Here is a 19,951-nt window from a genome sequence, read left to right as displayed (position 1 = left end):
GGAGAGCCCCCCATGTTTTTCAGCTCCAAAGTGAACAAGGCGATCGCATCGACGCTGCTTCTGGCACAGCTGTGCCTGGCGGTTCAGCCCTTGATGGCTGCCGTGCGCGCTGACGGTGGCGCCGGTCTGCCCCAGGTCCAGGCCCAAACGGCCAGATTCCAGGCATTCCAGCAGCAAATGCAGGAAGCCAAGGTGCAGCTCGCAGCGGCCCAGGCCTCGCCGGCCGACCAGGCCAGCCGGCGGCTGGACCGCCTCCGCACCGTGATGCAGTCATTGAACGAAGGACAGGGCAGAGCAGCCAGCGCTGCCGATGAAGGCGCACTTCAGCTGCGTGCCCTGGGGCCGCAGATCCAGATCAGCGTTCGGGCGCCCGCCATGAGCGCTGAACAGCGCCGCCTCCATCAAGCGCAGATGAGCGCCTGGCGAGAAGAGCTTCGCGACCTCTTGTCGCAAGTCCAGGCGGATGAAGCCGCCACCCGTGAGGATCTGGCGCGCACCCGTCAATGGCTGCTGGATCGCAAGCTGCCGGGCGAATTGCTGGCCCGACATGACCAAGCCCTGCGTCAGTTCGAGCAAACGGCTGCGGCCTTGCGGCTTGCCGCGCAGGCTACCGAAGCAGAGATGCTGCCAGCCTTGACGCGGGCTTTGGCACCTCTGGATGCGCAGCGGCGCCAGCCCGCTGCGCCCAGCCGCAGCCTGCCCTGGCGAGCGCCCGAACCCAACAAGCGCCAGCCCGCTGACACCCGTTCGGCCTGGTTCCAACATTTGCTGGGCTCGCGTGATGTGCGTCTGGCTCAGGCCGGCTCGGGGCTGGACGGTATTCACTTCGAGGTGCCGCCCGAGCCTTCGGAAGCCCCGGTGCCGGCCGACCTTGCCGAAACGCCTGAGACCCAGCTCAGCCCGGCCCTGCGCGCCAAGGCTCTGGAGCTTGGCAACAATCCGGTCCAGATTCAGAACTGGGTGCGCAATCACATCGAGTGGCAGCCCACCTGGGGCGCGCTGCAAAGCGCCCAAGACACCCTGGACAAGCGACGCGGCAATGCCCATGACATTGCCAGCTTGCAAATTGCCTTGCTGCGAGCGGCCAAAATTCCGGCGCGCTATCAGTACGGAACCATCTCCTTGCCCGTCGCCCAGGTGCAAAACTGGCTGGGCTCTTTAGCTAAGCCGGAGGTCGCCCAGCCCCTCTTGTCCCAAGGCGGCATTGCCAGCAAAAGTGTCTGGTCCGCCGGCCACATCAACGAGGTGCAGCTGGAGCATGTCTGGGTGCGGGCCTACGTGAATTGGGCACCGAGCCGAGGTGCCAAGGCGGGTGCGGCCAGCCAGCATGTGAACCCGGTCGGGCCTCTCAATGCCTGGGTGGACATCGACGCCAGCTACAAGCAATACCAGTATTCGCCGGGCTTGGATCTCAAAAACCAAGTACCCCTGGACGGCGCTGCCCTGCTGACAGCTGCCCAGCAAGGCGCCACGGTCAACGAGGCCGAAGGTTGGGTGCAAAACCTGAATCAGGCGGCCATCCAGAATCAGCTCAGCAGCTATCAAAACCGGCTGAAGAGCTATATCGACCAACAAGCCCCCAACGGGACCGTCGGCGACGTTATCGGCCGAAAGATCGTGCCGGTCTTTGCCCCGCCCATGTTGGCTGGCAGCCTGCCTTTCCGTGTGGTGTTCAAGGCTCAGCAACTCAGCGCCGTGCCGCCGGCTCTGCAGCATCGCTTCAGCTACCGGCTCTACGCCAGCGCCCAGGACCGGCTGGATGACGCGCCTTTGCTGAGCTTTACCGAGAAAACCAGCCAGCTGGTCGGCAAGCGCCTGAGCCTGAGCTATGTGCCGGCCAGCCAGGCCGACGCCGATCTGATTGCGAGTTATTTGCCCAAACCCCATGCCGACGGCAGCCCCATCGACCCCAGCGAGTTTCCTCGCAGCCTGCCGGCCTATTTGATTCGCCTGAAGCCGCAGATCGTTCTGGACGGTCAGGTGGTGGCCAGCACCCAGCTGGGACTGACCATGGGCACACCCTTGTACGGCCAAGGCGGCTTCAGCCAGTTTCACGACCTGCAGCAATGGGACCTGGCCGAGGACGAGACGCACTCGGTCGGCAATGCCACGGTGTTTGGCCTCAGTGCCGGCGGCATCAGCGGCGCACAGCTGAATGCCTTGAAGCTGCGCCTGGAGGCCAGCAAAACCAAGCTGCAGGCCGGGGATCTGACGGGTCTGAGCGGCGAGCAGATCACCGGTGACTTGCTGACGGCCACGATCTGGAGTTGGTTCGCCGCCGCCGAGAGCCACAGCCGCCTGAGCCAGAACCAGGCCGGCGTGGTGGAGACCTTGGGCCTGAGCTACGGCTTGTTCCATGCCCAGGCCGAGCCGGTCTACAGCTGGGGTTTGATCCGCAAAGTGGAGTTCCCAGGCGTGAACATCGATATCGGCCATGTCCGCTTGCTAGGCTGGAGCAAGAACGGCCAGGCCGGTGATTGGGCGCAGTACATGCGCTTGCGGGGGCAGTACATGAGTGCCCTGGAGCATGCGGTACCCGAGCGCTTCTTCAGCGACAGGGCGAAGTGCAATCTGGTGGGCGAGCCGGATCCGAAGCCGGGCTTGCCGGCCTGTCCGCAAGGTATCAGCGCGGTCAAGGCATTGGCGCTGGCAGCAGCTCAAGGGCAGCGGATTTACACGATCACGCAGAAGGTGTTTCAGGATAACCCGGGTCTGGTGACCAGCCATTTGTCAGCGCACAACTGGGACACGAGGCAACGGGTGCAGCAAGCACTGGAGGCGGGCCAGGAGGTCACGATTCATCAGCGGCCGGTGCTGCAGGATGGCTGGGCCGGCGCGGGTTTCGTCTTGTTGGATCCGGAGACTGGGGCGGGGAGGTATTTGATTGAGGGTGGGGGGAATGGGGGTTCTGTGCCGCTACTTAAAGCGCTTGCAATGGCCCTAGGAATTACATCTGCCGCGCTCCCGTTTATCTTAATTGCCGCGTATATCAGTATTTTTCTCATATCTTTAATTGCAGCCCTTGCTTGGTACCTCGTCTTTTGTGAAGTCGACGGGAGTGGCTTCCCCAGCAAAGGAGATATTGGAAACATTGCGTGGTCGGTTATGTGGTTCTCGGCGCTAGCCGGGATGACCGTCGGCCCAATTGCTTCCTTTGTAATCGCAGTCGTAACCAGTGGACTACAAAATCATGCGTGTTTCTAAGATTGATGGCTATGGTGGTTTGTTTGTGCTATGTGCTTCAGTGGTGGGAGGGTTCGTAGTCAAGGATTTACCCTGCATACGATCAGTCGTGTCACTTACTTGCCTTGGCGTTATGTTGCTGCTGTATTTTCGCGCCCCCGTTCGATCGTGAAACTGGCCAGAAGGTTTGCCGTTCCTGGGGGGGGTTGTTGCATTGGCCTCTGCGGCAAAGACGATGCTCAAGATGGCAAAGGCATCGCGGTTATGGTTGTTGCCGTGCCATCAAATGCAGGTACACAGTGCCTTTGAGTTTATGAAATTTCAGTACTTGTATTGGCTACTGCTTGCTTCGTTGGTCGCGTCCATTGCGGTGAAATTTCTCACCGACAGGAGTGCGAACGCACGACTTGGGTGGATTGGAAAAGGCCTGCAGTTTTTGATCGCTTGTTTATTGCTGCTTATAGTGATTTTAAGCCAATTTTTGATTTTAATCTGATTTAAAAATATGCCGCGACCATTGTGAAAACAGGCGACGCTGTATGAACAAGATCCCTTAATACATGGGCTTCAGTCTTCGAAAGACTGAGTTGGTGCAAGCGGTGTTGGAGCGATCTTTCAGCGACAGGGCGAGCAAGTGCAATCTGGTGGGCGAGCCGGATCCGAAGCCTGGCTTGCCGGCCTGTCCGCAAGGTATCAGCGCGGTCAAGGCGTTGGCGCTGGCAGCAGCTCAAGGGCAGCGGATTTACACGATCACGCAGAAGGTGTTTCAGGATAACCTGGGTCTGGTGACCAGCCATTTGTCAGCGCACAGCTGGGACACGCGGCAACGGGTGCAGCAAGCGCTTGAAGCTGGGCAGGAGGTCACGATTCATCAACGGCCGGTGATGCAGGATGGGTGGGCGGGAGCGGGTTTCGTCTTGTTGGATCCGGAGACCGGAGCGGGGAGGTATTTGATTGAGGGTGGGGGGAATGGGGGGCAGTTCGCACTGGGTGTTGGCCTTGGCTCCTTGCTTATTGCAGCTGGATTGATCGTAGGTGAAGCATATGCGGCTTTGGCAGCTGCAGTTTTTGGCCTGGGGCCACTTATGATTCTTGTGCTATCTGCAGTGTTGTTTTCACTTATTGTACTTACAGTTGCGATGTATTACTTGGAATCTGGAAATCCATGCCTTGCGAGTGGAATTGGGTTTGCCGCCTCGATTCCTTGCTTGCGTCTTTCAAGCATATTCTCTTTCGCATTCGCAGTATTTGGATGGGTGCTGCCAACGGATCCTGTCTGGGCTTGTGTGGGAGGTGGCCGATGATTGATTTCATGTTCTGGCCGTCGGCTCTAGTATTTGTCATGCTGCTTCGCGTGGATTCGAAGGTTCGAACCTTCATGGTGGTCGTCACGCTGTTTTTTTGGATGAGTAGTATTGCTTGGTCTGGCTACCAATTCTTGAATTGGCAATTGAAAGCTATCGAACTGATTATGCTCGGGGCGGTTGCTTCTAAAGCTAAAGCGTTGGGTTTCAGAATAGGTTACTTGATATTGGTTGCGGCTGCATTGCTCGGTTTGAGGGGTGCGTCGCCTTCAGTCGCGTTGGTGCTCTGCTCGTGTGCGTTGGCCTCATGTTTTTTTGGTTGGCACATTGAAATAGTGGAAAAACGAAAAATGCTGAGCCCCAGGTGGTGGATTGGTTTTGAGTCCTTTGTGGATCGACTTCATCCATATGACTTCATTATGTTGATGGCTATTCCATTTTTTCAAATCTCGCGAGGAGTAGATATTCTCCGATGATAAGTGGAAATTCTGCGGATCCTGATTGGTAATGAAACTCGGATTTGAAGGAGGTCGGCCTTCTCGAGTTACGTTTTTCGCGGAAAAGGCATCCGTGAGTTCGTAGATTGGTGGTGTCAATTTTCTCGGTGATCGCTTTCGGTGTAATTGGTGCATTTGCGCCTGGCAATCCGATTCAAGAAGGCTTTGCGCTATGAATGTCGGCATTAGGTTCTTCTTGTTTGGTATGTTTGTGTTGCTTGGTCTAGCGTTGCTAGTCTTGATTTTCGTTAAATTTGAAGCGGCAAGTGATCAAAGAAGAAGGCAGATTTTGTTGGCCTTTTACATCAATTTGGTGGTTTTTTGTTTATTGAGTATTGTGTCTGCCTTCATTGATTGGCGCTAGGTTAGGTGGATTTTCTTGGTCGTGTTTTCGGTGAACATGATTTTGGAATTCGCCGGCTTGGCGATGAATCCCGCACTTGGAATCGCAGTGGCTTTCAGTGGCCTCCTAATTGGAGATTCTGTGGCGCGAGCGACTGAAATGCGCTGTACCAATATCGCCTGTCCGAAGGGGCTTCCATGACATCTACATAATCACGGTCCGCAGCAATGGGAGCTGGCCGAGGACGAGACGCACTCGGTCGGCAATGCCACGGTGTTTGGCCTCAGTGCCGGCGGCATCAGCGGCGCACAGCTGAATGCCTTGAAGCTGCGCCTGGAGGCCAGCAGAACCAAGCTGCAGGCCGGGGATCTGACGGGACTGAGCGGCGAACAGATCACCGGTGACTTGCTGACGGCCACGATCTGGAGTTGGTTTGCCGCCGCCGAGAGCCACAGCCGCCTGAGCCAGAACCAGGCCGGCGTGGTGGAGACACTGGGCTTGAGCTACGGTTTGTTCCATGCCCAGGCCGAGCCGGTCTACAGCTGGGGTTTGATCCGCAAAGTGGAGTTCCCAGGCGTGAACATCGATATCGGCCATGTCCGCTTGCTAGGCTGGAGCAAGAACGGCCAGGCCGGTGACTGGGCGCAGTACATGCGCTTGCGGGGGCAGTACATGAGTGCCCTGGAGCATGCGGTACCCGAGCGCTTCTTCAGCGACAGGGCGAAGTGCAATCTGGTGGGCGAGCCCGATCCGAAGCCGGGCTTGCCGGCCTGTCTGCAAGGCATCAGCGCGGTCAAGGCTTTGTCGCTGGCTGCAGCTCAAGGGCAGTGGAACTACACGATCACGCAGAAGGTGTTTCAGGACAAGCCGGGTCTGGTGTCCAGCCATTTGTCAGCGCACAGCTGGGACACGCGGCAACGGGTGCAGCAAGCGCTGGAGGCGGGCCAGGAGGTCACGATTCATCAGCGGCCGGTGCTACAGGATGGCTTGGCGGGGGCGGGTTTGGTTCTGCTGGATCCGGAGATTGGGGCGGGCAGGTACCTGACCGAGCCTCGAGGAATGGCCCGCCAGTGTTGCCAGGGCAGTCTTTCAGCCTCGCCATGTGTCTGCGTCTCGGTACACAAGGGCTGATCTGAAATTGATCAGCGAGCGAGGCCATACCGACTCAGGACAGCGTCCTACTTGGTTCTGGAGGCTTGATCAGCCCCACCGCCAGCGCCGTCCCCAGAAGCACGATGGCGCAGCCCATGGCCATGTGCATGGTGAAGGCCTCGCTCAGGAAGACATAGCCCCAGATCACCGCGAACACCGGGATCAGAAAGGTCACGGCGATGGTGTTGGTGGGCCCCACGCGCTGCATCAGGCGGAAGTAGAGGATGTAGGCCACGCCCGAGCACAGCACCGCCAGCATGGCCACGCTGAGCCAGGCCGGGCCGCTGGGCATGCGCTCGGGCCAGGTGAGCAGCGCGGGCAGCAGCAGCATGGCTGAAGCGGTGAGCTGGCTGCCGGTGGCGACGGTCAAGGGGTTCAGGCCGTTCAGATAGCGTTTGCTGAAGTTGGCGACGATGCCGTAGCACAGGGTGGCCAGCAGGCAGGCCAGGATGGCCCAGCCGCTGCCGCCCGGCTTGAAGCTGGCCTGATCCCAGGCCAGGAACACCACGCCCGCAAAGCCTAGGGCCAGGCCGCAGAGGCGGCTGAAATCCAGGCGCTGACCCAGCCACACCCAGGCCACCATCGCCCCCCAGAGCGGCGTGGTGGCGTTGAGGATGCTGGACAGGCCGGCCGTGATCGACAGCGCCGCGTAGGCGTAAAGCGCAAAGGGCAGGGCGCCGTTCAGCAGGCCCACCACCATCAGCGGCCGCCAGTGCTGGCGCAGCTCCGCCAGGCCGACACGAAAGGTCAGCAGCGGCAGCAGAAAGAGGCTGGCGCCCAGCACCCGCATGGTGGCCATGGGTACCGGGCCGAACTCATGCGCACCGAGCCGCATGAACAAAAACGAGGCGCCCCAGATGGCGGCCAAGAGGCTCAGTTCGATCAAATCCTTGGGCTTCATCATCTCGTGCCGGTGTTTTCCATGGCCGGCGACGGGCCAGCGAGCCGGCATGATAGGGGCTGGCCGGCGCCGGCCCACCCGTATCTTGCGTTCGGCCCGCCCCGGCTGGGCGCGCAGCGCGCCTCATTCAGAGAAACATGCCGCCCGAGGCTTCGATGCGCTGGCCGTTGATCCAGCCGCTGCCTTCGCTCAGCAGGGCGGTGATCGCGCCGCCGATATCGTCCGGCAGGCCGACCCGGCCCAGGGCCGTCTGCGCTGCAATGAAGCCATTGACATCGGCGTTGTCGCGCACCACGCCGCCGCCGAAATCGGTCTCGATGGCGCCGGGCGCCAGCACATTGACGGCGATGCCGCGCGGCCCCAACTCCTTGGCCATGTAGCGGCTCAGCACTTCCACCGCGCCCTTCATCGCGGCGTAGGCGCCATAGCCGGGCAGGGCGAAGCGGGTCAGGCCGCTGGAGATGTTGAGGATGCGGCCGCCGTCCCGGATCAGCGGCAGCAGCGTCTGGCTGAGCAGGAACACACCCTTGAAATGCACACGGAACAGCTCGTCGAACTGGTCCTCGGTGGTGTCCATCAGGCTGGCGTAGACGCCCATGCCGGCGTTGTTGATCAGGTGGTCGAAGTGCTCACGCTGCCAGGTCTGGGCCAGCGCCGTCTGCACGGCGGCGGCGAAGCCGGCAAAACTTTCGCTGCGGCCGGTGTCCAGCTGCAAAGCCACAGCGCGGCGGCCCAGCGCCTCGATCTCGGCCACGGCGCGGGCCGCTTCGTCGGCCCGGCTGTGGTAGCTGAGAATGATGTCGTGGCCCTGAGCGGCCAGGTGCAGGGCGCTGCTGCGGCCCAGTCCTCGGCTGCCGCCGGTGATCAGGGTGATGGGCGGGCGGGGGGAAGGGGTGCGGGTGTACATGGATGCGTCTCGGTGAATGGTCGAATGCCCGGTCGGGCTCTTTGTCGCTGCTGCTGGTGCTGCTGCCGCTGCGGCTTGCTGCCAGAACAGAGCGTGAGCGAAGCTTATTGAAAGCCCTGGCTTCGATAAACTGCTCTTCTGAGGAATGACTGTTCACCAAACAAAGACAATGCAAGGGGCCCCGCGATGAATCCGATGGAGCAAATGCAGGTCTTCAGCCGTGTGGTGGAGACCGGCAGCTTCACCCAGGCTGCTGCCAGCCTGGGTCTGGCCAAGGCCAGCGTGTCGGCCGCGGTCCAGCAGCTGGAGGCGCGGCTGGGCACGCGGCTGCTGCATCGCAGCACCCGCCGCGTGCAGCTGAGCCAGGACGGCCAGCTCTTTTACGAGCGGGCCAAGGATGTACTGGCCGATCTGGACGAGCTGGACGGCATGTTTCGCCAGGCGAGTCCGCAATCGCTGCGTGGCCGGCTGCGCCTGGACATGTCCACCGGCGTGGCCCGCCAGATCGTGATGCCGCGCCTGCCCGAGCTGCTGGCGCTTCACCCGGAGCTGGAGATCGAATTCGGCAGCACCGAGCGCCGTGTCGATCTGGTCCGCGAAGGTTTTGATTGCGTCCTGCGCGTCGGCCCGCTGGGCCAAGCCGAGGCGGGGCTGCAGGCGCGCCCGCTGGGCCTGCTGACGATGGTCAACTGCCTGAGCCCCGCCTATCTGGCCCGCCACGGCGAGCCCGAGGGTCTCGACGATCTGCGCCAGCACCGTCTGGTCCATTACGTCTCGGTGCTGGGCGCGCGCAGCAGCGGTTTCGAATACCTGGACGCCAGCGGCCAGCTGCAGCGCCAGGCCATGGCGGGCGCACTCACGGTCAACAACGCCGAGGCCTACCAGGCCGCCTGCCTGGCCGGCCTGGGCTTGATCCAGGCGCCGCGTGTGGGCGTGCAGGCCTTGCTGGATCAGGGCCTGCTGCGTGAAGTCCTGCCCGGATACCGGGCGCCGGACATGCCGCTGAGCCTGCTCTACGCCCACCGGCGCCAGCTGCCGGCTCGGGTGCGCGTGGTGATGGATTGGTTGGCCGGGGTGGTGGCCGAACATCTGCGGCAGGGCGTTGCACGACCGGGAGGCGAGGCAGGCCACGCTCAGCCACAATCCACATCATGAGTTCCACGCCCCACGAATTGTTTTCCACGCTGTCCGCTGAGGCGGTCAGCCCCGCCGCTGTCAATGCAGCGGCCGCCCGCGCTGCTGAACTGCGCGACACGCTGAACCACCATGCCCACCTCTACTACGTGCTCGATGCGCCGGCCTTGCCCGATGCCGAGTACGACAAGCTTTTCCAGGAGCTGCAGGCGCTGGAGGTGGCCCACCCCGAGCTGCTGACGCCCGATTCACCAACACAGCGCGTGATCGGCCAGGTGCTGGATGGATTTGTGCCGGTGCGCCATGCCGTGCCCATGCTTTCCATCCGCACCGAGACCGACACCGAGGCCTCGGGCGCACTCAGCTTCGACCAGCGCGTGCGCAAGCAGCTGGAGCTGGACGAGGCGGCCGCGCCGGTCGAGTACGCGGCCGAGCTGAAGTTCGACGGCCTGGCCATCAATCTGCGCTACGAGCAGGGCCTGCTGGTGCAGGCAGCCACGCGCGGCGACGGCGAGACCGGCGAGGACGTGACCCAGAACATCCGCACCGTGGCCCAGATTCCGCTGCGCCTGCGTGGCATCACGGCGCCGGTGCTCGAGGTGCGCGGCGAGGTGTACATGCGCCGCGACGATTTCGAGGCCTTGAACGAGCGCCAGCGCGCCGCAAACGAAAAGACCTTCGTCAATCCGCGCAACACCGCCGCCGGTGCGGTGCGCCAGCTCGACCCGGCCCTGGCGGCGCAGCGGCCGCTCAGCTTTTTTGCCTACGGCCTGGGCGAGGTGCAGGGCTGGGCCCTGCCGCCCACGCACAGCGGCTTGCTGGCCGCCCTGGCCGAGATGGGCCTGCCGGTCTGCGCCGACCGGGCGGTGGTGCAGGGCGCCGATGGCCTGGTGGCGTTTCATCAGGCCATCGGCGCCAAGCGCGATGCCCTGCCTTTCGACATCGACGGCGTGGTCTACAAGATCAACAGCCTGGAGCTGCAGCAGCGCCTGGGCTTTGTCAGCCGCGAGCCGCGCTGGGCCGTGGCCCACAAATACCCGGCGCAGGAGCAGCTGACGCGGCTGAACGACATCGAGATCCAGGTCGGTCGCACCGGCAAGCTCACGCCGGTGGCCAAGCTGGAGCCGGTGTTCGTGGGGGGCACCACGGTGTCCAACGCGACTTTGCATAACGTCTTCGAGCTGCGGCGCAAGGGCGTGCGCATCGGTGATCAGGTGATCGTGCGCCGCGCCGGCGATGTGATCCCCGAGGTGGTCGGTCGCCTGGCCCAGGCCCGCGCCAGCTATGTGCCCAACTTCCGCATGCCGCGTGCCTGCCCGGTCTGCGGCAGCGAGACGCTGCGCGAGCGCGGCGGCATGGACTACCGCTGCAGCGGCGGCATTTCCTGCCCGGCCCAGCGCAAGCAGGCCCTGCTGCATTTCGCCAGCCGGCGTGCGGTGGACATCGAGGGCCTGGGCGACAAGCTGGTCGACCAGCTCGTCGATGCCGGCATCGTGCTGAGCTTGCCGGGCCTGTACAAGCTCGGCGTGGCCAAGCTGGCCGCCCTGGAACGCATGGCCGAGAAGAGCGCCCAGAACATCGTCGACGCGCTGGAGAAAAGCAAGCGCACGACCCTGGCGCGCTTTCTGTTCGGCCTGGGCATCCGCCAGGTCGGCGAGACCACGGCCAAGGACCTGGCCCGTCATTTCGGCCGCATCGACGCCTTGATGGATGCCAGCGTCGAGCAGCTGCTGCTGGTGCGCGATGTCGGCCCTATCGTGGCCCAGAGCATCCACACCTTCTTTGCCCAGCCGCACAACCGCGAGGTGGTCGAGCAGCTGCGCGCGGCCGGCCTCAGCTGGGACGAGGGCGAGGGTGCGGCCGCCCAGGCTGGCCCGCAGCCCCTGGCCGGCAAGACCCTGGTGCTGACCGGCACCTTGCCGACCCTGTCGCGCGACGCAGCCAAGGACTTGATCGAGGCCGCTGGCGGCAAGGTCAGCGGCTCGGTGTCCAAAAAGACCCACTATGTGGTCGCAGGTGAAGAGGCCGGCTCCAAGCTGGACAAGGCGCGCGAGCTCGGGGTGACGGTGCTGGACGAGGCGGGCCTGCAAGCCTTGCTGCAAGCGTCGCAGGCAGGCGAGCCGACCCGCTCAGACTGAGGCGGTTTTCGCGGGGCTGGGGCTGCCGGCGACTGCGCTGTGGCCTTGCAACTGGCTTTGCAGCTGCTCGGCGCTGACCGGGCGGCTGAACAAAAAGCCCTGCACCTGGGCGCAGTCCAGGGCTTGCAGGGCGGCCAGCTGTTCGGGGGTTTCCACGCCCTCGGCCACGGTGTTCAGGCCCAGGCTGCGCGCCAGGCCGATCACGGCTTCGATGATGGCGCTGTCGCCTGCCTCGGCACCGGCCTGAGCGATGCCGGCCACAAAGGAGCGGTCGATCTTGAGCGTCTGGATCGGCAGCAGTCTGAGGTAGGCCAGCGAGGAATAGCCCGTGCCGAAGTCATCGATGGACAGCTGCACGCCCAGCGCATGCAGATCGTTCAGTGTGGCCAGGGCGTTGTCGGCATTCATGATCACCGATTCGGTGATCTCCAGCTCCAGCGCCGGGGGTGGCAAGCCGGTGGCGGCCAGGGTTTCGCGCACCAGCTCGACAAAATCGCCGCGCTCCAGCTGCCGCACCGAGACATTGACGGACACATGGTCCAGCACCAGGCCGGCGGCGCGCCAGGCCATCATGTCCTCGCAGGCGCGGCGCAACACCCAGGCGCCCAGCTCATTAATGAAACCGCTCTCCTCGGCCAGGGCGATGAAGCGGCCCGGCGGCACTGCGCCCAGCTCCGAGCTGTGCCAGCGTGCCAGGGCTTCGACCCCGCAGCAGGGGCCTGCTTCGTCAAGACAGTCGGAAGCCTGTGCCAGGAACTTGCTTTGGTAATGCACGCTCATCTCGCCGCCCTCCAGGCTGCGGCGCAGCAGGCGTTCCATATGAGCGCGGGCCAGCGCGGCCTGGGTCAGCTCGGGGCGGTAGAAATGGAAGCGGTTGCGGCCGGCGCGCTTGGCTTCGTACATGGCGGTGTCGGCGGCGCGGGCCAGCTCCTCGCCCGTGGTGCCATCGCTGGGGAAGAGGGCGATGCCGATGCTGGCCGAGACCTGCACCTCATGGCCTTGCAGCTCCATCGGCCGACACAGGGTCTGGATCAGCTTGTCGGCCACCACCGGGGCGTCCAGCAGCGCATCCTCACTTTCCAGCACGCAAACGAACTCGTCCCCGCCCAGGCGGGCCAGCAGATCGCTGCTGCGCACCAGTGCGCCCAGGCGTCGCGACACCTCGATCAGCAGGTCGTCACCGACAGAGTGGCCCAGCATGTCGTTGACTTCCTTGAAGCGATCCAGATCGAGGAAGAGCACGGCCAGCTGCCGCTGCTGGCGCTGCGCCTTGGCGATGGCATAACGCAGGTGTTCATGACACAGCAGGCGGTTGGGCAGGCCGGTCAGCGGGTCGTGGTGGGCCAGGTGTTCCAGCCGAGCCAGGGCGGCGCGCAGCTCTTCGGTGCGGTCCTGCACGCGCTGGTCCAGCACCCGGTTGGCGTCCTCCAGCGCCTGCGCCTGCCGGCGCAGAATCCCCTGCGCCCGCTGCACCAGCAGCAGCTGCAGGCCGTAGAGGCCCAGCATCAGCCCGAAACCGAACAGCACCAGGCGGCGGTGCAGGCCGGCCAGGCGCTCGACGAAGGGCGTGACGTCCTGGTAGAGCTCGATCACGCCCTGTGGCGCGCTTTCGCCGGGCGCGGGCGGTATGGGCATGTAGCTGCTGATCAGGTCAACCTGGGCGCGCTGCCCCTCGAAGGCGTCGAAGCTGTCGCGATGAACCAGCGCGCTGGCCGTGCGGCCGACCAGGGCCGACTGAAAGCCGGCGTTGTCGCGCTTGTTCTCGCCGATCTGAGCGGCACTGCTGGAATAGACGGTCAGGCCGGCGCGGTTGTAGAGCTTGATCTTGATGATGTCGGCATTGCGCATCAGGGCGCGGGCCTGTGCGTGCAGACCGTGGGCCTCGATCATGGTGCGCAGGCTGTCTGGGTCGGCGGGCAAGTCAGCCGCCAGCAGGGGGCTCAGCTGCGTACCGAGGGCGTTGATGAACACGGCCGTCATCGCCTCGTTGCGGCGCTCGGCCATGTGGATCAGCTCGCGTTGCATTTGTGCACGCATGCTCAAGGTGAGCAGCAGGCCGACGGCGGCGATCAGGCCGAGCGAGACCAGGGAGAAGTAGCGGGTCAGGCGGAATTGGCTGTTGGGGGCCGCAGGGGGGGCTGGGGGCGACACCGGGGCGGGCGGCCGCTGCAGGCCTGCCGGGCCACCAGCGGTGGCCGGCGCTTTCAGCGAATCGGAGTGGGGGTGGCCCTGCCCAGGTGTGGATCGCATTGTGCTCCCTTGCCGCCCGCCTCATGTTTCGTCTGCGAGTGCGGAACACAAATGTAGGCCAAAGCGGCTGACGCCGGCATGACGAAACGCAGGCGGCCTGCCGGGGCTGAGCAGGCTTGCACAGATGCTGCTCTAAACCCTTGCCTCGCGAGCCCTACGGGCAAGGCCGGGCGTACGGCGCCTCAAGCCCGAGGTGCCGGTTCCAGCGACAGGATGTCAGCCGCCATGCGTGTGGCGGCGCCGCGGTGGCCTTGCGCAAATGCCAGCGCGCGCTGGCGCATGGCCGCGGCATCGTCGGGCTGTTGGCACAGGTGCAGCGCAGCACTCAAGGCCTGGGCCAGGTCGGGCTGGCGACGGGCCGCGCCGGCCGCCTCGGCCAACTCTGCCGCCTGAGCGAAATTGAAGGTGTGCGGGCCCATCAGCAAGGGGCAGCCGCAGGCGGCGGCTTCGATCAGGTTCTGTCCGCCGAGAGGCGCAAAGCTGCCGCCCAGCAAGGCCACATCGGCCAGGCCGTAGTAGAGCGCCATCTCACGCATGGAATCACCCAGCCAGGCATCGGCCGCCAAAGCCTCCGGGTCCGGCACATCAGCCCACTGGCTGCGCCGCGCCAGGCGCAGGCCGGCGTTGCTGATGGCCTGGGCCACCTCATCAAAACGCTGCGGGTGACGGGGCACGATCAGCAGCAGGGGGCGGCCGGCCGCCTTCAGTGCGGCGCCCTGGGACTGCCAGGCTTTCAGCAGCAGGGCTTCTTCGCCCTCGCGGGTGACGGCGGCCAGAATCACCGGCCGACCCAGGGTCTCGTGCCAAGCCTGGCCGCGGGCCAGCAATACAGCGTCCACCGTCATGTCGAATTTGAGATTGCCGGCCACCTGCACGCGCGGCACGCCGCTGGCACGCAGGCGCTCGGCATCGGCCTCGGTCTGGGCCAGGGCCAGGCTGAGGCGCTGAGCGGCCGGGTGGAGCAGGGCGCGCAGGCGCTCGCCGCGCCGCTGGCTGCGAGCCGACAGCCTGGCATTGGCCAGCACCATGGGCAGGCCGCGCCGTGCCGCCTCGGCCTGCAGGCAAGGCCAGATTTCCGTTTCCATCAGCACGCCGACGCCGGGCTGCCAATGATGAAGGAAACGGCGCACCGACCCCGGTGTGTCAAAAGGCAGCCAGACCTGGGCGTCGCCATTGCGCAGCAGCTCGACACCGGCTTCGCGACCCGTGGCTGTGCTGTGGCTGAGCAGCAGGCGCAGCCCCGGCTGGGCGCGGCGCAGGGCGTCGATCAGGGCCGCCGCGGCCCGGGTTTCGCCCAGCGAAACGGCATGCACCCAGACCCAGCCGGGGCGGGGATGCTCATGGGCAGGGTAGATGCCCAGACGCTGGCGCAGAAAGCGCCGGTAAAGCGGCTCGGCCCGGCCACGCAGCCACAGGCGCAGCAGGTAGGCCGGCGTGAGCAGGCGCATCACGCCGCCGTACAGCCACAGCGCCAGGCGAGCGGCCAGGGTGGCTTCCAAGCGCGCAGCCTCGGGGGAACCCAAACCCTGGGTCAATGGCCGGCGGCGAAGGTGGCGTCGGGCTTGACGCGCTTGAGCTGGGCCAGCACGTCATGCTCGATGCGGGCCAGGGCTTCGGGCGTCTGGCCTTCGAAGCGCAGCACCAGCACCGGCGTGGTGTTGCTGGGGCGAACCAGGCCGAAGCCGTCTTCGTACTCCACGCGCAGGCCGTCGATGGTGACGATCTCCTTGGAGCCGGGGAACTCGGCCACTTCCAGCAGCTTCTTGACCACCTCGTGGTGCTCGCCTTCGGCGCAGGGCACATTGATCTCGGGGGTGTTGAAGCTGTTCGGCAGGCCGTTCAGCACGGCGCTGGGGTCGGCCACCTTGGAAAGGATTTCCAGCAGGCGGGCAGCCGTGTACATGGCGTCGTCAAAACCGTACCAGCGGTCCTTGAAGAAGATGTGGCCCGAGAGCTCGCCGGCCAGCGGCGCACCGGTTTCCTTGAGCTTGGCCTTGGCCAGGGAGTGCCCGGTCATCCACATCAGCGGGCGGCCGCCATGCTCACGGATCCAGGGCGCCAGGCGCTGGGTGCATTTGACGTCGAAGATGATCTCGGAGCCGGGCTTGCGGCCGAGGATTTCGGCGGCGAAGAGCATGATCTGGCGGTCCGGCATGATCATGGTGCCGTCCTTGGTGACCACGCCCAGGCGGTCGCCATCGCCGTCGAAGGCCAGGCCCAGTTCGGCATCGGTGGCGTGGACGATGCGCTTCAAGTCGTCCAGGTTTTCCGGGCGCGAGGGATCGGGATGGTGGTTGGGGAAGTCACCATCGACCTTGGAGTAGATGTCGATCACCTCGCAGCCCAGGGCGCGCAAGATGGCCGGGGCCGAGGCGCCGGGGATGCCGTTGCCGGAATCGACCACGATCTTCATCGGGCGCTTGAGCTTGGCATCGCGCACGATGCGGTGGCTGTACTCGGGGATGATGTCCATCTGGCCGACCCGGCCCTGGCCGACCGTGTAGTCCTCGGCCTCGATGCGGCGGCGCAGGCCCTGGATCTGCTCGCCGTAGACGGCGGCGCCCTTGAGCACCATCTTGAAGCCGTTGTAATCCTTGGGGTTGTGGCTGCCGGTGACCATGATGCCGGAGCTGCAACCATGCTTGCTGCGGGTGGCGGCCACGTAATACAGCATGGGCGTGGTGACGGCGCCCAGGTCCACCACATCGAGGCCGGTGGACTGCAGACCACGGATCAAGGCGGCCACCAGGCTGGGGCCGGAGATGCGGCCGTCACGGCCCACGGCCACGGCTTTTTCGCCCAGCTTGCGCGCCTCGGTGCCGAAGGCGCGGCCCAGATGTTCGGCCAGGTCTTCGTTCAAGGAGGTGCCGACGACGCCACGGATGTCGTAAGCCTTGAAGATGGATGCGTGAACTTGCATGTGTTGTGCTTCTGCCTGAAGTTGACGGGCGGGTGATGGGCGAGCGCTGAGCGCGGTACGCCGGAATTGCGTGGGTGCCAGCGGCGCCAAGCGTCGCGTGGATGGTGGATTGTAGGCAGGCTTGATGTCGGCTCTTCCGGCAACAGAACGCTTCGCACGCGGGCCTGCGTTCGAGACGCCGGCTCGTCGATTCGTTCCGGTTTGAAACCACCGATCGCACGCCGGCCCGCCCATGATCGCCTCTTGCCTAAACTGCCGCGCATGAATCCACTGAGCAATGCGTGGCGGCACACGGTCAGCACCGCTTTTGACGATCTTTGGCACATCGGTGCACCTCGCCGCTTGCCCGGGTACGTCCACTGGCCACTGATCGCCCTCACGGGCGCCAGCGTGGGGGCCTTGATCGTTCTTTTGGCCGCCTTGTTCAGCGGCAATCTGCTGCGCATGGGGTGGTGGTCGCCCAATTTCTTGTGGTCCATGCTCACGGGCAGCATCATCATGGGGCTGTTGCAGGGCAGCTTCATCGCTTTGGGCTGGCTCATTCCGTCAGAGCGACTCCGACAGTGGCGTGACGGCGTGGGCCGATCGCGCTGGCTGGTCTACATCGGCTTGCCTGCGCTGTGCAGCTTGCTCGGTCTGATTCTGCTCGATGTCCTGATGCGTTCCGTGGCCATGGGCAGCCTGGCCCGACCTCGATGGCCCAACTTCGGTCTGGTGATCACCTTCCTGATCTGCGGGACCTTGCTGGCCGGCCTGAGCTGGTGGCGATTGCGCGCCCAACTGCAGGCTCACAAGGTTCGCCAGCAGATGACCGAGGCGCAGCTGCGGCTTTTGCAGGCTCAGATCGAGCCACACTTTCTATTCAATACCTTGGCCAATGTGCAGGGCTTGATCGACTATGAGCCGGCCCTGGCCAAGCGCATGCTGGATGCGTTCACCGACTATCTGCGCGCCAGCCTGCTACAAATGCGCGCCGAAGACGTCAGCCTGGGCGAGGAGCTGGACCTGGTGCAAAGTTATCTGACCGTGATGCAGTGCCGCATGGGCCAACGCCTGCGTTGGCAGCTGGACATTCCGGCCGAGCTGCGCACCGCTCGCATCCCGCCTCTGCTTTTGCAGCCCTTGATCGAAAACGCCATTCACCACGGCTTGGAACCGCAGATTGATGGGGGACAGCTTTGCTTGCGCGCCCGCATGGATGGCTCGGGTTTGTGCATCGAGATCGATGACGATGGCATCGGCCTTGCTGCTGCGCAGCAGCGTCAGCGCCGGGGCAGCGGCGTGGCCTTGCAGAACATCCGCGAGCGGCTGCGGGCCACCTACGGCCCTGAGGCCAGCTTGCAATTGCAGGCGAGCACGGACGGACATGGCACGCACGTGCGCCTGAACTTGCCCCGTCTGCACCCTCAAACGGCCCCCGCCATCTGATGACCCCGAGATTGAGCTGAATCCGATGAATATTGACGCCATGACTCGCCCTCGCGCCCTGCTTGCCGACGACGAACCTCATCTGCTGCGCGTGCTGCAGGATCGGCTGCATGAGCTGTGGCCTGAGCTGGAGATTGTGGCCACGGTCCAGCATGGTCTTGCTGCGGCCGAGCAGATTGAACGGCTGCAGCCCGACATCGCCTTCCTGGACATCCAGATGCCCGGGCTGACCGGTTTGGAGGTGGCCCAGGGCATCGAAGGCGCGACGCGCGTCGTGTTCGTGACCGCTTATGACGAACACGCGCTGAACGCGTTCGAGCATGAGGCGGTGGACTATGTGCTCAAGCCGGTCCGGGCTGAGCGGCTGCAGCTGACGGTGGACCGCTTGCGCCGTGCCTTGGCGAGCCGTCCGGGCGCGCCTTGGCCTGCAGGCGACGAAGGTGGCGTGCCAGTGCATTCATTGCAAGCCGATGCCACTCAGCTGGCCAAGTTGCTGGCTCAACTGATGCCCAGCGCTACCCCTGTTCAGCCGACGCTGCGTCATCTGCGAGCCAGCCACGGCAGCAGCACGCACATCATCCCGGTCGAGGACATCCTGTACCTGCAGTCCGACGAGAAATACACCCTGGTTCGCACCGCAGCGCACGAGTACCTGATCCGCAGCTCGATCATGGAGCTGGCCAGCCAGCTGGACCCGCAGCGTTTCTGGCAGGTGCATCGCGGCACGCTGATCAATGTGGACCACCTGCTGTCCACCCGCCGTGACGACAACGCACGGCTCTTGCTGCGAATGCGCGGCCATGAGCGCGAGCTGCCGGTGAGCCGGGCCTATGTGCATCTGTTCAAGGCGATGTAGGCGCGAGCAGGGGGCTGGATGTCTGCGCCTGTCGTGCGTTGCGTGTGGCTTGCTTTGATTTTGAGGCTCCATCGACAGAGCCATTTTTTGGGGTACGGAGGGGATGCATGGCTAGGAAAATTGCGTGGGTTCTGATGCTGCTGTCGGCGATTCTGGTGGCCCTGTATGCCGTGGTCTTGCTGCTCATGCCGGGCATCAGGCCTGCGTTCATTCAGAATCTGTTTGCGCGCTTCCCGGTCACTACCTTGATCCACTTCATGGGTGGGGCGGTGGCTATCGTGGCGGGAGCGCTTCAGTTCTCTGTCTCATTGCGTCTGAGATACCGGGGTTTGCACCGTTGGCTTGGTCGGGCCTATGTGTTTTCGATCGTCTTTGCTGGGGTTGCTGGGCTGATCTTGGCTGTGAAATCAATCGGGGGCTTGTATGTGGCATCAGGATTCGGCTTGATGGCGGTTTTCTGGTTGGCCACCACGCTGAATGCATACCGTCTGATTCGCCAAGGACATGTGAAGTCTCACCAGGACTGGATGGTCCGAAGCTATGCCGTCACTTTGGCCGGCGTGACCTTGAGGCTGTACCTGGGCGTGAGTGTGATCCTCGGAATCAAGTTCTTTGATGCCTATCCAGTTTTGGCCTGGATCTGTTGGGTTCCAAACTTGCTGGTGGCCGAATGGTTGATACGGCGTCGTTTGCCTGCAGCCCGTGAGTCTGAAAGACCAGGACCCATCGAGCTGAATCTCGGGGCAGGTCGGCAGACATGAATCCTTGGCAAGCAGTGCATGCGAAAGCGGTCGAAGCTGAGTTGCCATGCAGCCGCTCAACCCTGGCTATGAGCCTGGGGCCGTGGGGGAGCTTCAAAACGGTCTGCCTTGAACCATGAGTTCATGCCTCGCCGCTGTCATTGACGGCCCCGGCTTGCCATTGGGCAGCGCAGCTTG

General features: G+C 64.0%; 14 protein-coding genes. 9 read left to right on the top strand and 5 right to left on the bottom strand.

Annotation, left to right across the window (positions count from 1 at the left end; all coding sequences use genetic code 11):
* Positions 1–12 precede the first annotated feature (12 nt).
* The 4 genes from C1O66_RS04930 to C1O66_RS04910 all read left to right on the top strand — a co-directional run bounded on the left by C1O66_RS04930 (position 13) and on the right by C1O66_RS04910 (position 6,458).
* On the top strand, positions 13–3,204 hold the full coding sequence (locus tag C1O66_RS04930) for a transglutaminase domain-containing protein (RefSeq protein WP_133155107.1): 3,192 nt from the start codon (positions 13–15) through the stop codon (positions 3,202–3,204).
* Between the two features lie 539 nt (positions 3,205–3,743).
* Positions 3,744–4,487 (top strand): hypothetical protein, encoded by a 744-nt coding sequence (locus tag C1O66_RS23600; protein ID WP_165794487.1) that lies wholly within the window; start codon positions 3,744–3,746, stop codon positions 4,485–4,487.
* Positions 4,484–4,963, top strand: a complete 480-nt coding sequence (locus tag C1O66_RS04920) for a hypothetical protein (protein WP_102766867.1) — start codon at positions 4,484–4,486, stop codon at positions 4,961–4,963. Before C1O66_RS23600 ends, C1O66_RS04920 begins: the two co-directional genes overlap by 4 nt.
* A 637-nt stretch (positions 4,964–5,600) precedes the next feature.
* Positions 5,601–6,458, top strand: a complete 858-nt coding sequence (locus C1O66_RS04910) for a hypothetical protein (RefSeq protein WP_102766865.1) — start codon at positions 5,601–5,603, stop codon at positions 6,456–6,458.
* 34 nt (positions 6,459–6,492) lie between these two features.
* On the opposite strand, the gene C1O66_RS04905 is transcribed toward C1O66_RS04910, so the two are convergent.
* Both C1O66_RS04905 and C1O66_RS04900 read right to left on the bottom strand, forming a co-directional pair.
* Positions 6,493–7,383 carry a DMT family transporter gene (locus C1O66_RS04905; RefSeq protein ID WP_341476778.1) on the bottom strand — a complete coding sequence of 297 codons (891 nt, stop codon included), beginning with the start codon at positions 7,381–7,383 and terminating at the stop codon, positions 6,493–6,495.
* 124 nt (positions 7,384–7,507) lie between these two features.
* A complete protein-coding gene (locus C1O66_RS04900) occupies positions 7,508–8,287 on the bottom strand; it encodes an SDR family NAD(P)-dependent oxidoreductase (protein WP_102766864.1) in 780 nt (259 codons plus the stop codon).
* A gap of 186 nt (positions 8,288–8,473) precedes the next feature.
* Here C1O66_RS04900 and C1O66_RS04895 point away from each other — a divergent pair, with 186 nt between their 5' ends.
* Together C1O66_RS04895 and ligA are read left to right on the top strand one after the other, a co-directional pair.
* On the top strand, positions 8,474–9,442 hold the full coding sequence (locus C1O66_RS04895; RefSeq protein WP_102766863.1) for a LysR family transcriptional regulator: 969 nt from the start codon (positions 8,474–8,476) through the stop codon (positions 9,440–9,442).
* Entirely contained in the window at positions 9,439–11,559 is a 2,121-nt protein-coding gene (gene ligA, locus C1O66_RS04890) for an NAD-dependent DNA ligase LigA (protein WP_102766862.1), read from the top strand. The genes C1O66_RS04895 and ligA overlap by 4 nt, the downstream gene beginning before the upstream one ends.
* Here ligA and C1O66_RS04885 read toward each other — a convergent pair.
* The 3 genes from C1O66_RS04885 to C1O66_RS04875 all read right to left on the bottom strand — a co-directional run bounded on the left by C1O66_RS04885 (position 11,551) and on the right by C1O66_RS04875 (position 16,729).
* Positions 11,551–13,809, bottom strand: coding sequence for a putative bifunctional diguanylate cyclase/phosphodiesterase (locus tag C1O66_RS04885; RefSeq protein ID WP_102766861.1), 2,259 nt, complete (start codon positions 13,807–13,809; stop codon positions 11,551–11,553). The genes ligA and C1O66_RS04885 overlap by 9 nt on opposite strands.
* A 182-nt stretch (positions 13,810–13,991) precedes the next feature.
* The gene (locus C1O66_RS04880; protein WP_243392710.1) at positions 13,992–15,308 is read right to left on the bottom strand and encodes a 3-deoxy-D-manno-octulosonic acid transferase; all 1,317 of its coding nucleotides are present in this window, start codon (positions 15,306–15,308) and stop codon (positions 13,992–13,994) included.
* Between the two features lie 32 nt (positions 15,309–15,340).
* Positions 15,341–16,729 carry a phosphomannomutase/phosphoglucomutase gene (locus tag C1O66_RS04875; RefSeq protein ID WP_102766860.1) on the bottom strand — a complete coding sequence of 463 codons (1,389 nt, stop codon included), beginning with the start codon at positions 16,727–16,729 and terminating at the stop codon, positions 15,341–15,343.
* A 261-nt stretch (positions 16,730–16,990) separates the two neighbouring features.
* On the opposite strand from C1O66_RS04875, the gene C1O66_RS04870 reads away from it, so the two are divergent.
* The 3 genes from C1O66_RS04870 to C1O66_RS04860 all read left to right on the top strand — a co-directional run bounded on the left by C1O66_RS04870 (position 16,991) and on the right by C1O66_RS04860 (position 19,774).
* Positions 16,991–18,157 (top strand): sensor histidine kinase, encoded by a 1,167-nt coding sequence (locus tag C1O66_RS04870; RefSeq protein WP_102766859.1) that lies wholly within the window; start codon positions 16,991–16,993, stop codon positions 18,155–18,157.
* Positions 18,158–18,197: 40 nt separating this feature from the next.
* The gene (locus C1O66_RS04865; protein ID WP_102769470.1) at positions 18,198–19,013 is read left to right on the top strand and encodes a LytR/AlgR family response regulator transcription factor; all 816 of its coding nucleotides are present in this window, start codon (positions 18,198–18,200) and stop codon (positions 19,011–19,013) included.
* A 107-nt stretch (positions 19,014–19,120) separates the two neighbouring features.
* The gene (locus tag C1O66_RS04860; protein WP_102766858.1) at positions 19,121–19,774 is read left to right on the top strand and encodes a DUF2306 domain-containing protein; all 654 of its coding nucleotides are present in this window, start codon (positions 19,121–19,123) and stop codon (positions 19,772–19,774) included.
* The last annotated feature ends 177 nt before the right edge of the window (positions 19,775–19,951 follow it).

Source organism: Paucibacter aquatile (assembly GCF_002885975.1).
In the GTDB taxonomy this organism is placed as follows: Bacteria; Pseudomonadota; Gammaproteobacteria; order Burkholderiales; family Burkholderiaceae_C; genus Paucibacter_A; species Paucibacter_A aquatilis.
Note: the sequence above shows the minus strand (reverse complement) of the source record. Positions and strands in the feature narration are given on the sequence as shown.

Bases quoted from the DNA above. Each gene is read 5' to 3' on its own strand.
- C1O66_RS04930 (WP_133155107.1), top strand. From the start codon at position 13: ATGTTTTTCAGCTCCAAAGTGAACAAGGCGATCGCATCGACGCTGCTT.
- C1O66_RS23600 (WP_165794487.1), top strand. From the start codon at position 3,744: ATGGGCTTCAGTCTTCGAAAGACTGAGTTGGTGCAAGCGGTGTTGGAG.
- C1O66_RS04920 (WP_102766867.1), top strand. From the start codon at position 4,484: ATGATTGATTTCATGTTCTGGCCGTCGGCTCTAGTATTTGTCATGCTG.
- C1O66_RS04905 (WP_341476778.1), bottom strand. From the start codon at position 7,383: ATGATGAAGCCCAAGGATTTGATCGAACTGAGCCTCTTGGCCGCCATC.
- C1O66_RS04900 (WP_102766864.1), bottom strand. From the start codon at position 8,287: ATGTACACCCGCACCCCTTCCCCCCGCCCGCCCATCACCCTGATCACC.
- C1O66_RS04895 (WP_102766863.1), top strand. From the start codon at position 8,474: ATGAATCCGATGGAGCAAATGCAGGTCTTCAGCCGTGTGGTGGAGACC.
- ligA (WP_102766862.1), top strand. From the start codon at position 9,439: ATGAGTTCCACGCCCCACGAATTGTTTTCCACGCTGTCCGCTGAGGCG.
- C1O66_RS04885 (WP_102766861.1), bottom strand. From the start codon at position 13,809: ATGCGATCCACACCTGGGCAGGGCCACCCCCACTCCGATTCGCTGAAA.
- C1O66_RS04875 (WP_102766860.1), bottom strand. From the start codon at position 16,729: ATGCAAGTTCACGCATCCATCTTCAAGGCTTACGACATCCGTGGCGTC.
- C1O66_RS04870 (WP_102766859.1), top strand. From the start codon at position 16,991: ATGAATCCACTGAGCAATGCGTGGCGGCACACGGTCAGCACCGCTTTT.
- C1O66_RS04865 (WP_102769470.1), top strand. From the start codon at position 18,198: ATGACTCGCCCTCGCGCCCTGCTTGCCGACGACGAACCTCATCTGCTG.
- C1O66_RS04860 (WP_102766858.1), top strand. From the start codon at position 19,121: ATGGCTAGGAAAATTGCGTGGGTTCTGATGCTGCTGTCGGCGATTCTG.